At 71.7% G+C, this 14,618-nt stretch carries 13 protein-coding genes; 7 read left to right on the forward strand and 6 right to left on the reverse strand.

Annotated elements, in window-relative coordinates; translation table 11 throughout:
* Positions 1-60: 60 nt before the first annotated feature.
* Positions 61-591 carry a GNAT family N-acetyltransferase gene (locus tag WMF22_RS16885; protein WP_438036362.1) on the forward strand — a complete coding sequence of 177 codons (531 nt, stop codon included), beginning with the start codon at positions 61-63 and terminating at the stop codon, positions 589-591.
* 17 nt (positions 592-608) lie between these two features.
* Here the strand turns inward: WMF22_RS16885 and WMF22_RS16890 are convergent, their stop codons facing one another.
* Positions 609-1,151, reverse strand: a complete 543-nt coding sequence (locus WMF22_RS16890; protein WP_437300096.1) for a PadR family transcriptional regulator — start codon at positions 1,149-1,151, stop codon at positions 609-611.
* A gap of 509 nt (positions 1,152-1,660) precedes the next feature.
* Between WMF22_RS16890 and WMF22_RS16895 the strand changes: the two genes are divergently transcribed.
* The 3 genes from WMF22_RS16895 (at position 1,661) to WMF22_RS16905 (ending at position 6,229) form a co-directional block, all read left to right on the forward strand.
* Positions 1,661-2,443, forward strand: a complete 783-nt coding sequence (locus WMF22_RS16895; RefSeq protein WP_438036363.1) for a class I SAM-dependent methyltransferase — start codon at positions 1,661-1,663, stop codon at positions 2,441-2,443.
* Between the two features lie 167 nt (positions 2,444-2,610).
* The gene (gene rpsD / locus WMF22_RS16900) at positions 2,611-3,222 is read left to right on the forward strand and encodes a 30S ribosomal protein S4 (RefSeq protein WP_437300098.1); all 612 of its coding nucleotides are present in this window, start codon (positions 2,611-2,613) and stop codon (positions 3,220-3,222) included.
* A gap of 304 nt (positions 3,223-3,526) precedes the next feature.
* Entirely contained in the window at positions 3,527-6,229 is a 2,703-nt protein-coding gene (locus tag WMF22_RS16905) for a hypothetical protein (RefSeq protein ID WP_438036364.1), read from the forward strand.
* A 132-nt stretch (positions 6,230-6,361) separates the two neighbouring features.
* Here the strand turns inward: WMF22_RS16905 and WMF22_RS16910 are convergent, their stop codons facing one another.
* A complete protein-coding gene (locus tag WMF22_RS16910) occupies positions 6,362-6,790 on the reverse strand; it encodes a VOC family protein (RefSeq protein WP_438037261.1) in 429 nt (142 codons plus the stop codon).
* Between the two features lie 83 nt (positions 6,791-6,873).
* A complete protein-coding gene (locus WMF22_RS16915; RefSeq protein ID WP_438036365.1) occupies positions 6,874-8,259 on the reverse strand; it encodes an aldehyde dehydrogenase family protein in 1,386 nt (461 codons plus the stop codon).
* Between the two features lie 56 nt (positions 8,260-8,315).
* Between WMF22_RS16915 and WMF22_RS16920 the strand changes: the two genes are divergently transcribed.
* Positions 8,316-9,107: a Stp1/IreP family PP2C-type Ser/Thr phosphatase gene (locus WMF22_RS16920; protein ID WP_012235727.1), complete on the forward strand. Its 792-nt coding sequence runs from the start codon at positions 8,316-8,318 to the stop codon at positions 9,105-9,107.
* A 106-nt stretch (positions 9,108-9,213) separates the two neighbouring features.
* A complete protein-coding gene (locus WMF22_RS16925; RefSeq protein ID WP_437300102.1) occupies positions 9,214-9,474 on the forward strand; it encodes a hypothetical protein in 261 nt (86 codons plus the stop codon).
* A gap of 41 nt (positions 9,475-9,515) precedes the next feature.
* On the opposite strand, the gene WMF22_RS16930 is transcribed toward WMF22_RS16925, so the two are convergent.
* Positions 9,516-10,592, reverse strand: coding sequence for a glycosyltransferase family protein (locus WMF22_RS16930; protein WP_437300103.1), 1,077 nt, complete (start codon positions 10,590-10,592; stop codon positions 9,516-9,518).
* A 114-nt stretch (positions 10,593-10,706) separates the two neighbouring features.
* Here WMF22_RS16930 and WMF22_RS16935 point away from each other — a divergent pair, with 114 nt between their 5' ends.
* Positions 10,707-11,717 carry a hypothetical protein gene (locus WMF22_RS16935; RefSeq protein WP_438036366.1) on the forward strand — a complete coding sequence of 337 codons (1,011 nt, stop codon included), beginning with the start codon at positions 10,707-10,709 and terminating at the stop codon, positions 11,715-11,717.
* 282 nt (positions 11,718-11,999) lie between these two features.
* Here WMF22_RS16935 and WMF22_RS16940 read toward each other — a convergent pair whose 3' ends face one another.
* On the reverse strand, positions 12,000-13,115 hold the full coding sequence (locus tag WMF22_RS16940; RefSeq protein WP_437300105.1) for an ABC transporter permease: 1,116 nt from the start codon (positions 13,113-13,115) through the stop codon (positions 12,000-12,002).
* Positions 13,112-14,614 carry a sugar ABC transporter ATP-binding protein gene (locus WMF22_RS16945; protein WP_437301570.1) on the reverse strand — a complete coding sequence of 501 codons (1,503 nt, stop codon included), beginning with the start codon at positions 14,612-14,614 and terminating at the stop codon, positions 13,112-13,114. Before WMF22_RS16945 ends, WMF22_RS16940 begins: the two co-directional genes overlap by 4 nt.
* Between the last annotated feature and the right edge of the window lie 4 nt (positions 14,615-14,618).

A 14,618-nucleotide genomic window follows, 5' to 3' on the forward strand; every position in this document is an offset into this window, starting at 1 on the left:
GAGGCGCTGCGCGCCGCCGAGGAGCGCCCGAGCGCGCGCTTTCGGACGGGGGAGCTGGATATGGCAGATGTGAAGACGGTCTCTCTGGACGCGGCGACGCCGGCGGACGCCGTGATCCTGTCCAACCTTCTCGAGCTGTACATTCACGATCTCAGCGATGTGTTCCCCGCCGTCGAGCTGGGGCAGGACGGGCGCTTCGGCTACCCCAAGCTCCCTCTCTACTGGTCGGAGCGGGAGCGGCGGCTCGCGTTCCTCATTCGATGCGGCGGGCGCGTCGCTGGGTTTGTCCTGGCGACGCGCGGCTCGCCGGCGGTGGAGGACCCGGAGACCCTCGATGTGGCCGAGTTCTTCGTCCTTCGCCGCTATCGCCGCTCTGGCGTGGGCCGCCAGGCGGCGTGCCTCCTATGGAACGGTCTTCCCGGGAAGTGGACCGTGCGCGTCGCCGAGGGGAACCAGGGGGCGCTGGCGTTCTGGCGCGGCGTCGTCGCGGAGTTCACGGGCGGCGCCGTGACGGAGCTCGTGCGTCCTGGTCAGCCCCACGCCTGGCGGGTGTTCTGCTTCGAGAGCGTGCCTGAGCGCGTCGCGCCCTGATTCCACGGCGGCGAGGATCACGGGCGCCGGCCGGCGCGCCCCTCCGGATCTTCGGCGAGCAGCTCCTCGATCTCGGCCGCCGCCTTGTCGAGCACCTTCACGGTGCGCGCGAGCACGGCGGGCGTGATGCGCCCCCGGCGCATCGCGTGGCGCAGCATCTTCATGAGCGAGCCGATGCGCTTCATGACGTCGCCGAAATCCTCGGCGAAGCGCTCCCACGAGGTCTCGACGAAGCGCTCGTAGAACTCGTCGACGTACTCGCGGTTCGCCTTGAGGTCCTCGCGCCCGGCGTCGGTGATCTCGTAGACCTTGCGCCCCTCGGCCTCGACGACGCGCGCGTGGCCGAGCTCCTCGAGCATCTGCAGCGTCGGATAGATGACGCCGGGGCTCGGCCGGTAGGTGTCGCCGCTGCGCTGCTCGATCGCCTGGATGACCTCGTAGCCATGGCGAGCTCGCTCGGCGAGCACGTCGAGCACGAGGTAACGCACGCCGCCGCGATCGGCGCGGAGCGGCGGCCCTCCAAACCAGTCGCCCCACCAGCCCGGCGGGCCGCCACCCATGCCGGGCCGACCCCTCCCGAACGGACCCCCCCTCGGCCCTCGCGGGCCTGCGCAGTGATGATGCTCGTGTCCCCAGAACATAGACAAGATCCCTCTCTGGCTCGGCGGCGGACCACCACGGCGGCGAACACTCAGCTGCCGCGCGCTCGTGCGCAGGCCACTCCGGCTCCACGGCCCGGCGGACTGTGGCGGCCGGGTCGATATTCTAAAAGATATATCTAAAAGATAGCTCTCGACTGTCGGCCGTCAAGAGGCGGGGCGGACGACCGCAGGCTCGCGCGCCGGGCACGGTCGCAGCACGCAGCGATGGGGAGAGGCGCCGCCGCTCAACCTGGGTGGGGTCGCCGCTCAACCTGGGTGGGGTCGCCGCCGCTCAACCTGGGTGGGGTCGCCGCTCAACCTGGGTGGGTCGCAGGCTCAACCTGGGTGGGGTCGGCAGCTCAACCTGGGTGAGATCGCTGCTGTTCGCTGCTTGACACAGGACGCACGTCTCTGTAACGAAAGTGAAAATGATTTTCAGTATCGACGCTGCCCCTTCGTTTGCTCGACGCGAGCTCGCGGGAGTCGCCGCGTGCGCGTACGCCTCCGACGCGTTTCCTGACCTCGGGCTCCACGACGAGGAAGCGCGCCAGCTCGCCCGCTTGCTCGAGGTCGAGCGCGCCGGCTTCACGGAACAGGAGCTCCGCCCCCTCGCGACCCGCACGCGGCTGGTCGACGACGTCGTGGACGACTTCTTCCGCCGTCACCCGGACGGGCTGGCCATCGGGCTCTTCTCCGGGCCGTGCACCCGGTTCTCGCGCGTCGACAACGGGCACCTCCACTGGATCGACATCGACGTTCCCCGCGTGGTCGCCTGGAAGTCCCGGCGCGCCCCGCGGACGCCGCGGTATGCGCTGGCCACGGCGTCCCCCGGCTGCGATCACTGGATCGATCAGCTCGCCGACGCGCAGGACTGGCCCACGTTGATCCTCGGCCTCGGCCTCTTCTCTCACCTCGGCCCCGAGCGGATCGGCGCCTTCTTGACCCAGGTCTCCCTGCGCCTCGCCAAGGACGTGGAGCTCCTGCTCGACGCGAGCCCGTGCCTCCAGCTCCGTCCCACCACGGCGAGGGGCGCGCGTCACGTCGAGCTCCACCGAGAGGGAGGCGTCGTCGAGACGTTTCCGTGGCTGCGCGTCCTGAGCGATAACGACTATCCCGAGCCGCTCGGCGCCCGCATCCGGACCACGAATGGGCTCGCGCGCTTCTTCCGTAAAGCGCAGTTCCCGATCCTCCGCCACCTCCGGCGCGTGTGAGCCCTCGATCGCACCCTCGGTAACACCGCCATGACAAGCAACAGCAAGACCCATGCACAAGGACAGAGACGCTCGATGAACATCCAGGACTACGTTGACGCACCGGCGCCCTGCGGCGCCGCGCTCCACCATCGCGACGCGCGCGCGTCCCTGGGGAGGGCCCGGGCATGAGCCGTTACACCGGACCTCGCGTCAAGGTCATGCGCGCGCTCGGGGTCGAGCTCCCCGGGCTGTCGGCCAGGAAGACGGAGCGGAGGCCTTACCCCCCCGGGCAGCACGGACAGGCCCGCAAGAAGCTCAGCGAGTTCGCCCTGCGGCTCCGCGAGAAGCAGAAGGTGAGGCTCAACTACGGCCTCACCGATACGCAGCTGAAGACGCTCATGCTCGAGGCGCGCAGGAGCGATCTCGCCGCCGGGACGAAGCTCATCGAGCTGCTCGAGCGGCGGCTCGACAACGTCATCTTCCGCGCGGGCTTCGCGCGCACCATCCCGGCCGCGCGGCAGCTGGTGGCGCACGGACACGTGCTCATCAACGGAAAGCGCGTCGATATCCCGTCCTACCGCGTCAGCGCCGGAGAGACGGTGAGCGTGAGCGAGAAGCGCCGTGACCACCGGACCGTCGTGGAGGGCCTCGCGAGGACGGACATGGAAGCCCCCACGTGGCTCGCTGTCGACAAGGACGCCCGGCAGGTGCGCGTGGCCGCGCTCCCGGACGAGACGAGCATCCCGTTCCCCATCGCGGTTCAGCTCATCATCGAGTACTACTCGCAGCGGCTGTGACGAGGATCAGGGCTCGCCGCGCTGGCGAGCCCGCCTCCCTCGACGCGGGGCGGCCGCGACAAGCGCCCGCCTTCCCGGGAGCGTCCGCGAAGCGAGCCGCGCTCGCCGGATGCGGAATGTCCATGGCGTTCGTCGGCATCGGCTCTCGCTCACGCGGTCGGCGCGCGGGGTGGCGCCGAGCCGGGTGCGTCCCGGGGTGACGCGCCCGCGAGCACGCGCCTTGCCGTGCGGGGGCGGAGCGCCCACCGCGCGCGCCCTCGCGCCGCGCGGCGCCGGACGCGCTGCCCACGGGGCGAGGAACACCATGGCCAGCCTGAGCACGGAGAGCACACCCCGCGAGCGCCTGGACCGCGCGATCAGCGTCCTCGGCCGGGTGCGGATGTACTGGCGCGGAGCGGCCGCGATGATGGCCGTCGGACTCGCGATCTCCTTCGCCCTGGCGCTCGCCACGAAGCGGGTGTGGCGGAGCGAGGCCACGATCCTCTACCGCGACACAATCCAGACCGGCCGCGATCCCCAGAGCAGCACCGCGCGCGCGGCGCGCCTCGGGTCGAAGCTCAAGGACGCGCTCAGCGCGCGCGGGACGCTCGCCGGCGTCGTCGAGGCGTTCGGGCTCTACCCGGAGAAGACCGCCCGCTCGATGGTCGAGGCCGTCGAGGAGATGAAGACCCACGTCGGCTTCCGCGCGCAGAGCAGCGATACGTACGTCGTCTCGTTCACCCACGACGATCCGCACGTGGCGCAGCAGGTCGCCGCCCGACTCACGCAGATCCTGCTCGACGACTACCGCCGCGACAGCCTCGGCACGGCGACGATGACCCGCGATTTCCTGCGGAAGGAGCTCGCGGAGGCCAGCTCCAAGGTCGACGCGGCGAGCCGCGCGCTGGCGACGTTCCTCGCCAGGAACCCGCAGTTCCAGTGGGGGCTCAACGACTCTCCGTATGCACCGGCGCCCCAGCAGCTCGGCTTGCCCGGCGCTCCCGCGCCAGCGCCTGGAGCGCGCGCCCTGTCGTCAGCGCAGCCTGCCCGCCCGGTCGACCCGCAGCTCGCGGCGCTCGAGCGGCAGCTCGCGCGGGTCGAGGCGCTGCTCGGGGCCGGGCGATCGCCGGCGGCGGCGCCGGGGCAGCCGCTGCCCCAGAGCGTCGTCGAGGCGCAGCGGGCCCGCACAGCCGCCGTCGCCGCGGTCGCGGCGGCCGAGGCGGCGCTCGCCGAGAAGCTCACGACCGTGACCCCGATCCACCCGGACGCCGTCGCCGCGAAGCGCCGCGTCGAGGCGGCGAAGAGCCAGCTCACCGCGGCCGAGGGCGCGCTCGGGCTCGTGCGCGCGGGCGTCACCGAGGCGCCGGTCGGCGAGGCGCGCGCGCTCACGCCGTCGCGGCGCGCGGCGCTCGCGGCGGAGCGGACCGCGCTCCTCCGGCAGATCGCGGGCCTGCGCGCGCGCGCCGGAGGCGGCAGGGCGCCGGCGGGGGGCGAGGCGCCGCGCGCTCCTGCCGAGAGCCCGGCCAGGGGCGAGGCGCCGCGCGCGCCGCCGTGGGCGGCCGACGGGGGCGCCGAGGAGCGCGTGATCGAGCTCGAGACCGAGTGGCACCGGCTCCGCCTCGATCTGGAGCGAGCGCGCGAGTACCTGAAGACCGTCCAGGCCAACGAGCGGGCCGCGGACCTGTCCGCGGACGCTGCCGAGAACAAGAGCGAGACCGAGCTCGACGTCCTCGACCAGGCCTACCTGCCGAGCCGCCCTGACCGGGGGCGGGGCCGCGTCTTCTTCGCGGGCGCCGCGGTGACGTTCTTCTTCGCGATCGGCGTCGCCGGGGCCCGGGTGCTGCTCAACGACACGCTCTACGACGGCGGCGACATCCACGCGCTCGGCGGCCCCGCCCTGCTGGCCGCGATGCCGGAGCTCCCGGCGCGCCCGCCGCTCCGCGAGCGCGCGATCGTGCCCGCGTACTACGCAGAGCCGCCCATCGAGGCTGGGCCCGGCACGGAGCCGCCCGGCGGGATCGAGCACGGCGCAGAGCCGCCCGTCGCGGCTCGGCCCGGCACGGAGCCGCCCGGCGGGCTCGGGCATGGCGCAGAGCCGCCCGCCGCCTCGGAAGAGGCCGCTCCGGCCGGCTCCGCCCCCGAGGACGGCTCCGCCCCCGAGGACACGCTCCGGGACGGCCTCGATCTCGGCGACTGCGAGGTGGTCGACCGGTCGACCTGGAGCGCGCCCGAGGCGCCGCTCGCCCGCGTGGGCGTGCGCTCGTTCGCGCGCGCCGGCGGCCCCGCGTTCGACGGGCCCGAGGTGGAGATCATCGGCGCGGACCTCGATCCCGAGGGGCACGGCGTGTTCGAGCTGCTCCGGGGGGCGCCCGCGCCCGCGCTCGCGGCGCTCCGGGTCCTCCGGCACCGGCTCGATCAGCGGCGGGCGGGCGAGCCGCTCGCTGTCGCGGTGGTGAGCCCCGGCCGGGCCGAGGGCAAGACCGCGCTCGCGGTCCGCCTCGCGATGACGCTCGCCGAGGCCGAGCGCGCCCGGGTGCTGCTCGTCGACGGCCACCTCGCGTGCCCCCGCGTCGCGGCGACGCTCGGCCTGCGGCTGCCCGCGCACGCGAGCTTCTCGGAGCAGCTCCGGCGGCGGATGGCGGGCGAGACCCGACCGCTCGGCGTCATCGCCGTCAGCCAGTCGCTCTCGGTGCTCGCGGAGCCATCGCTCGAGGCGAGCTACCCCGCGGCGCTCCACTCGGTCCACTTCGAGGCCGCGATGCGCACGCTGCGGCGCTACCACGATTACGTCGTCATCGACGGCCCTCCGATCCTTGGCTCGGGCGACGCCAACGTCATCGAGGACGCCTCCGACGGCATCGTCCTCGTCGCGCGCGCCTCGCTGACCCGGGCGTCGTCGCTGACGAGGGCCGCCGAGCAGCTCGGCGATCGCCGCATCCTCGGGGTGGTCCTGAACGACGTCGCGCCGAGGCCCGTCGCCAGGAAGCGGGTCTGTATCGACGGCGAGCCAGCAGGGCAGTCGGTCTGAGGAGAAGCGAGGAGGCGCAGAGAGGGACGCAGGGAAAGCAGCGCGGGAGCAGCAGCGGTGGTGCGCTGGCGTCCGTGCCGACTTCAATCGATTCTCTGTCGGTTCCTCAACCCTTTCGCGACACCTTCGCGATCAGAACGTGATCTTCACCGCGTCCGACGACCTGTTCGCCGGGCCGTGGTGGACGACCTCGATGTTGTTGCCATCCGGGTCGAGCACGAACGCCGCGTAGTAGCCGGGGTGGTACGGGCGCTTGCCCGGAGCGCCGTTGTCCTTGCCGCCCGCGGCGACCGCGGCGGCGTGGAAACGATCGACCGTCGCGCGGTCGCTCGCCTGGAAGGCGAGGTGCGTCCGGCCGGTGGTCACGCCGGCCGCGGCCGGCGAGTCCACACTCGATATGAAGAGCTCGTCGGCCCAGAAGTAATCGTCGGCCTCGCCTCCGATCGGGATCCCGATCGTCTCGAAGACGGCTCGATAGAACTTCTTGCTCGCCGCCAGGTCAGCCACGACGAGCTGAACATGATCGATGAGGCGCCCGCGATAGATCTCTTGAATTTCCATCGCCTCGGGATACCGCACCTCGCCCCCGGCGCAAGCAGACTCATTCGAGCTCATCTGCTCGCGGGCTGCGCGCGCCCGGGCCTTCAGCCGATCTTGAAGTTGATCGATTTCGGCCGCGTCAGGTGCAGGAACCCGAGCGTCGAGAGCGTCGCGCCCTTGCCGCTGTTCTTCGCGCCCGTCCACGGGAGCGCCGGATCCAGGGTGTCACACTGGTTCATGTAGACCGTGCCGACGTCGAGCTCGCGCGCGAGCCGCGCGGCGCGCTCGCGGTCGCGCGTCCAGACCGACGCGGTGAGCCCGAGATCGCTGTCGTTCATCAGCGCGAGCGCCTCCTCGTCGGACGAGACCGGCACGACGGGCAGCACCGGCCCGAACGACTCGACGCGCATCACGTCGAGATCGGGCGCCGTGTCCACGAGGAGCGTCGGCTCGAAGAAGCGGCCGCGGCCGTCGACCTGGGTCGCCCGACCGCCGCAGAGCGCCTTCGCCCCCCGGGAGAGCGCCTGCTTCACCTGCGCCTCCAGGAACGCCGGCGCATGAGGCTGCGCCATCGGACCCAGGTTCGTCCGCTCGTCGGTCGGATCGCCGAGGACGTAACGCTTCATCAGCTCCAGCGCGGCCTCCACGAACTTCGGATAGAGGTCGCGGTGAACATACGCGCGCTCGACAGCGCAGCAGCTCTGTCCGGCGTTGTAACAGGCGCCGTCGACGATCCCGTCCACCGCCTTCTCCAGGTCCGCGTCGGCCGCCACGTAGGCGCCGTCCTTCCCGCCGAGCTCCAGGCCGGCGTCGACGGCCACCTTCTTCGATGTGGCCGCATAGATCCGGCGTCCGCCTTCGACGGAACCGGTGAAACCGACGAAGTTGACCCGCGGGTCCGACGCGACGCGCTCGGACGTGGCGTGGTCGCAGTGGAAGGCCTGGACGAGGCCGGGCGGCGCGCCGGCCTCCGCGAACGCCGTCGCGAAGTGCTCTCCGCAGAGCGGCGAGCGCGGCGAGTGCTTGAGCAGCACCACATTGCCCGAGAGCACCGCGGGGATGACCACGTTCACGGCGGTGAGGAGCGGATAATTCCAGGCGGGGAGATTGAAGACCACGCCGAGCGGAGCGCGCACGATCCGCCGCTCGATCCCGGGGAGCTCCGGCAGGATCACATCGGCGAGCGCGCCCTCGGCGATCGCGATCATGTGCCGGGCTCGCTTGGCCATCCCCGCGACTTCGTTGCGGGATTGGCGCAGGGGCTTGCCCGTCATGCGGGTGATGTCGGCGGCGATCGACGGGGTGTTGGCCTCGATGTGCTCGACCGCGCGCTGGCAGAGGGCGGCGCGCTCGGCGATGGATGTGCGCGAGAAGCGCCGCGCGGCGGCGGTCGCGGCGTCGAGGAGCCGGTCGACGGCGGCCTCGTCTGCAAGAGGCCGGCGGACGGCTTCCTCGAGGGTATACGGGTTGTCGATCACGAGGTCGGACATGGCGGGAGATTAACCCAGTTCCCTGGGGGGCCAAGCGTCGTCTAGACTCGGGGCGAATGCGCGCCACCGCGGCAGGTCTATCCGACGTCGGCAGGGAGCGGGTCCACAACGAGGACCGATACATCCTCCTCCCCGAGTTCAACGTCTACGTCGTCGCGGATGGCATGGGCGGGCACGAGGCCGGCGAGGTCGCGAGCCGGATCGCCGCGAGCGCCATCGCCGGCTACTTCCGCGAGGCGAACGGCAAGCGGCGCAAGGCGTCGACGGGCGACAGGCTGCGCGCCGCCGTGACGTACGCGAACGCGCGCATCTTCGCGCACGCCGACGACTCGCGGTTCTACCGCGGGATGGGGACCACGGTCGTCGCCGCGGCGTTCTCGCCGCGGGAGCGGAAGTTCTACGTCGCCCACGCCGGCGACAGCCGCTGCTACCTCCTCCGCAACGGCGATATCTCGCAGCTGACCCGCGACCACTCGCTCATCGCGGACGCGCTCCTCGAGCGGCCCGACCTCACCGAGCGCGACCTCGCCTACCTGCCCCGCAACGTGATCACGCGGGCGCTCGGCATCGGCCCCAGCGTCGACATCGACCTGCGCGCGGAGCGCGTCGAGGCGGGCGACGTGTTCCTCCTCTGCTCCGACGGCCTCCACGGGCTCGTGGACGATCGCGAGATCGCGCGCATCGTCGAGGACAACGCCGTGCTCGCCGACGCGTGCGGCAAGCTCATCGACTGCGCCAACGAGAACGGTGGCCGCGACAACATCACCGCCGTGCTCATCCGGATCGAGGAGACGGCATCGGCGTCGTGGAGCCAGCGCCAGGGCGTCAAGAGCCGCAGCGCGCGGTAGCATCGGGCTGCGTGCGCAGGGGGCCGGGAGCACGCCGCGCCATCACGTGAGCGGCGCCGCCGCGCCCCTGCCGCCGCAAATGGGCTGAAGACAAGGGAGGTCATGCATGCGAACCAGGTGGATCGGGATGGGGCTCTTCGTCGGCGCGCTGCTCGCGTGGGGCTGCGGCGGCGAGGCGGCGCTCGGCGAGGCATGCGACGAAGCGGGCGCGGACGGCGAGTGTGAGAGCGGGGCGGTCTGCGGCAAGCCCGACGACAGCGCGGCGCTCGAGTGCCTGAAGACGTGCGTCGAGCAGACGGACTGCCCCGCGGACCAGGAGTGCAACGGCGTTTCCGGCTCGGACCTCAAGGGCTGCAGGCCGAAGTAGGGGAGGGAGCCCGGCGGAGCGCGGCGCGCCGGCCGCCGCGCTCAGAGCACGCCGGCGTGCGCGCGATCGAGCAGGCCGTCCATCACCTCGAACAGCTGCCGGTTGCCGTCCTGGGAGTAGCCCGCGAGCTTCTCTTCACAGGCCGGGATGGCCTTCACGAAATCCGCGACGACGGCCGGATCGTCCAGCGAATCGGCGCCGCGGCCGAACCCCTCGCGCTCGAGGTAGCGGGCGTTGAGCACCTGCTCGAACTGGCGGCCGAGGGGGACGGCGAGCATCGGCTTGCGCAGGTAGACCGCCTCCCCCATCAGCGTGAACCCGCCGCCGGCGATGACGGCGCGGCACGAGGCGAGGTCGTCGATGAAGCCCTCCTCGCTGAAGGGGCGGTAGCGGAGGTTGCCCTCGACCTGCTCCTCCGTGATGTTCCGGCGCATCCCGTAGATGCGGCACTCGAGCCCGGTCTTCGCGAGCGTCGCCGACAGCGCGTCGTTCCCCTCGGCGGTCTGGTAGACGAGCAGGTGCTCCCCGGGGCGGCGGTTCGCGGCGATGATCTCGGGGCGGAGGATCGGCGGCACCAGCGTCGTCTCCTGCTTGCGGACCGGCGGGCGGAAGAACGTGGCGATGACGTAGTGGTTACAGAACGGCAGCTTGCTCTTCACGAACGCCCGCGTGAGCTGGAAACCCGCCTCGTGGCCGGCGAGGATCTGCGCGTCGTGGGTGCACCGGTTGATGATCTGCATGTTGTCGACCGAGACGATCGGCAGCCGGTGGATCTTCGCGTAGAGGTACGTCCACGACTCGAAGTCGCTGACGGTGAGCTCGGGGCGAAAGTCCTTGATGAGCTCGAAGTACGCGGCGATGTTCTTCGGCGTGCCCGTCGCGCCGGAGAGCACGTTGGACCAGAGCGTCTTGCCGCGCCGCACCCGGTTCTCCTCGTAGATCATGTGGAGCCCGTGGATGCGGTTCACCCCCGCGAAGCGCTTGGACAGGAAGTCGGTCGCCCTGCCCGAGGCCATGATCTCGAGCTCGTGTCCCTGCGCGAGCAGGTGTTCGATCACGACGCGCGAGCGCATGGCGTGCCCCATCCCTTCCCCGACGACGCCATAGAGGATCTTCATGACGCGCGAGTGTAGCGGGGCCTCTGGGGCGTTCGGAAGGAAACGGCGGCGCCGCGGCGCGTGCGGCGCGGACGGCGACCAAGCGCAGGCGGCGCCGCGGCGCGGGCGGCGGGCGTGACGCTCCGCCGCCGCATCTGGAGCGAGCTGCTGCCGCTCGAGGTGGTGCGGGCGCCCGGGACGCTCGCGCTGCTGCGGCGGTATGCGCTGGAGCTCTCGATCGCCGTGCGGCCGGAGACAGCGGCGGGGCTGCCGGATCTCGCGGCGGCGTGCGCGGACGCGGGGGTGGCGGTCGCTGTGTGGCCGATGATCGCGGACGAGGACGGGCGCTGGGCGAGCGCCGGCAACGCGGCGGCGTTCGGCGCGTTCGTCGCGCGGCTGCTGGACGCGCTCGACGCGCGGCGCCTGGCCGCGGCGGAGGTCGTGTTCGATCTCGAGCCGCCGATCGAGGCGGTGCGGCGGGCGCTCGCGGGGGGGCGCGGCGCGCTCGATCTGCTCGGCGGTGGGCCGCGTGGAGCGCGGGGGAGCCCGCGGTGGAGCGATGCGCAGCGCGCGTACGCCGAGCTGGCGGGCGCGGTGCACGCGCGCGGGGTGGCGACCTCGGCCGCGATCGTGCCGCTCGTCTTGACCGACGGGCGCGACGGGCCGGCATGCGGCTGGGAGCGGCTGCTCGGGACGCCCGTGTCCGCGCCGCCGTGGGGGCGCGTCGGCGCGATGCTGTACACGTCGCTGTTCGAGGGGTATTCGCGCGGCGCGCTCGGCCGGGAGGACGCGCTCGCGCTGCTCGCCTGGGGGTGCCGCGCCGCCGCCCGGCGGTTCGGTCCGAGGGCGGGCGCCTCGCTGGGCGCCGTGGGCAAAGGCGCGCTCGGCGACGAGCCTGTCTACCGCTCGGTCGCCGAGCTCCGCGAGGACGTGGCCGCCGCGGCGGCGGCCGGCGTCTCGGATCTCTCGCTGTTCGACCTCGGCGGGGTGCTGGCGCGGCCGCCGGCCGAGGCCTGGCTCGAGGCGTTCGTCGCGCCGCCGGAGGCGCGCTCGCCCCGGGAGACGCCGCGGGCGCGCGGCGTGATCGCGGCCGCAGCGCTCGTGGGTCGGGCGGCGGGCTGGGCTCGCCGGCTCACCTCGCCGTGACGGCGATCACCCGTGGTGTGACTTGCCCTGGCCGCGGTAGCGCTTCCAGTGATGTCGCTTGTTCTTGTTCTTCGGCCTGCTGTTGCCGGAGCAACCGATAGACGTCTTCTTCGAGTGGACTGACATGGACCCGACATGGCGCCGAGACGGGGCGGGCGACAGGGGTCACGAGCTCCGGCGCCGCTCAGGCCGGACCGCCGGGCTGAGGAGGCAACGACGTCCTGAGGGGCAGGGCGGGGCGCTCCTGGCGACTTGCCGGTTCGTCCCCGATCGCCGGAAAGCTCAGACGCTCTCGCGATCGGGCGCTCCCGCGGCAGGTGGCCCCGCTGCGCTGACCGCCGCGGCCGCCTGCAGGCTCGGCGCCGCCTCGGCGGCGCCCGCGGAGGCATGCCGGATGCGCCGCTTCGCCTGCACCATGTGCACGATCTGGTCGAGGATCACGGCGACGAGGATCACGCCGCCGATGATGATGAAGGTCCAGTTCGGGTCCAGGCGCCAGATGCGTTGAATGCGGTCGGCGTCCTCGTACGGCAGCTGGAACATGTTGATGCCGTTGTCGATGACGCGCATCACCGCGGAGCCGATGATGATGCCGAGCACCGTGCCTTCACCCCCGCGAAGCGAGCAGCCGCCGAGCACGGCCGCGGCGATCGCGTACATCTCGTACGCGATGCCGACCTGCTGCGACATCTGCCCGATGTACGACGCGTAACAGACGCCAGCCACGCCGCCGAGCCCCGCCGAGATCACATAGGTGGACGTCTCCACCCGCTTCACGTTGATGCCGGAGTACTCGGCCGCGTCGCGGTTGCCGCCGATCGCGTAGACGTAACGGCCGAACACCGTGAAGTGCAGCGCGTAGGCCGCCACGCCGCCCACGGCGAGGAACATCAGCAGCGGATACGGGACGAGCGCGTCGCTCCCGCTCTTGAGCAGCCCGCCGTTCGCGAGGGTGAGCAGCGGCGAGCCGCCGAGGCTCAGCGTGCCCCCCCCGGCGATGGTCTGCGAGACGCCGCGCAAGAACAGCATGCCGCCGAGCGTGACGATGAACGGCTGCAGCTTGAGCCGCGTGATCAACAGGCCCTGGCCGAGGCCGATCAGCAGCGCCACGCCGAGCGCCACCGGAATGCCGATCCAGAGCGGGTAACCCAGGCCGCCGAGCTGGCTCGACGAGAGCTTGGCGATGAGGACGCCCGTCAGGCCGATCACGGACCCGATCGACAGATCGATGCCGCCGGCGATGATGACGAACCCGATCCCGATCGCGAAGATCCCGAGCATCGAGATCTGCCGCAGGGTGTTGATCGAGTTCGACTGCCCGAGAAAATCCGGGTTCGAGATGTAGAGACCCAGACACATCACGACGAGCGCGATGGTCATTCCAAGCTCGCGCCTCACGACAGATCCTCCTTGTCGGCGTGGCCCGTCATCAAGGTCGCGATCCGCTCCTGGCCGAGCCGTTCCCGCGGCAACACGCCCTTGATGCGCCGCTCGTGCATGACGGCGACGCGATCGCTCATTCCGATGATCTCTTCCATGTCCGAGCTGACCATCAAGATCGTGATGCCTTCATCCGCGAGGGCGGTCATGTGGCGGTAGATCTCGGCCTTGGCGCCGACGTCGATGCCCCGCGTCGGCTCGTCCAGGATGAGCACGCGCGGGTTCATGGCCAGCCATTTCCCGAGCACCACCTTCTGCTGGTTTCCGCCGGAGAGGTTCACGACGGGCTGACGGATGCCGGGCGTCTTCGTCCTCAAGCGCTCCACCTCCGATTCGGCGACCCGGCGCTCCGTCTCCCTGTTCAGGAAGCCCCAGCGGCTGTAGTTGCCGATGTCGGGCAGGGAGGTGTTCTCCGCGACGCTGAGCGGCAGCACGAGGCCGTGGCGCTTGCGATCCTCCGGCGCCAGGTAGACGCCGCGGTCGATGGCGTCCCTGGGTCTTCGAGGAGCGAACTCCTTGCCTTCGAGCGTCATGCGTCCCCCGAGCGCCGGCGTGACCCCGAAGATCGTCTGCATGAGCTCCGTGCGGCCCGACCCGACAAGGCCGGCGAAGCCGAGGATCTCCCCGCGTCCGGCCGAAAAAGAGATCTGCGCGGGCGCGCCGGGCACGACGAGCCCCTCGACCACCAGCACGGGCTCGGTCGATGCACGGGGCCGCTTCTCCGGGAAGTAGTGCGCGCTGAGCTCGCGGCCCACCATCATGGAGACGATCCGTTCGCGCGTCGCTCCCGCGCGCGTGAGGTCCCCGACGTGGCGGCCGTCGCGCAGGACCGTCACGCGGTCGGCCAGCGCCATGACCTCTTCCATGCGGTGCGAGATGTAGACGATGCCGATGCCGTCCGCCCGGAGCTTGCGGATGATCCCGAAGAGATGCTCGGACTCACCGCTCGTGAGCGACGACGTCGGCTCGTCCATGATGAGGATGCGCGCGCTCAGGGCGAGCGCCTTGGCGATCTCGACCATCTGCATCTGACCGGCGGTCAACGCGGACACCGGGGTCGAGGGCGAGAGCCGCAAGCCCACGCGCAGGAGCAGCTCCCTGGCGCGGGCGGCCATGTCGCCCTTCGGCAGGGGACGGAGGAGCAGCCCTGTCGCGCCGCCTTCGTTGCCGAGGAAGATGTTGGCCGCGATGTCCAGGTTCGGCGCCAGCATCAGCTCCTGATGGATGAGCGCGATGCCGAGGCGCTTGGCGGCGCGCACGCTCTCGATGGCGACGCTCTTCCCCTCGATGCAGATCTCGCCTTCGTCGGGCTGCAGGGCGCCCCCGAGGATCTTCATGAGCGTGCTCTTGCCGGCGCCGTTCTCGCCCATGAGGGCGAGCACCTCGCCCGGCTTCAGCGAGAGAGAGACGCCCTGGAGCGCGACCACGCCGGCGAACCGCTTGGTGATCGCGCGCATCGCG

The organism is Sorangium sp. So ce204, from assembly GCF_051526795.1.
Classification (GTDB): Bacteria; Myxococcota_A; Polyangia; order Polyangiales; family Polyangiaceae; genus Sorangium; species Sorangium cellulosum_B.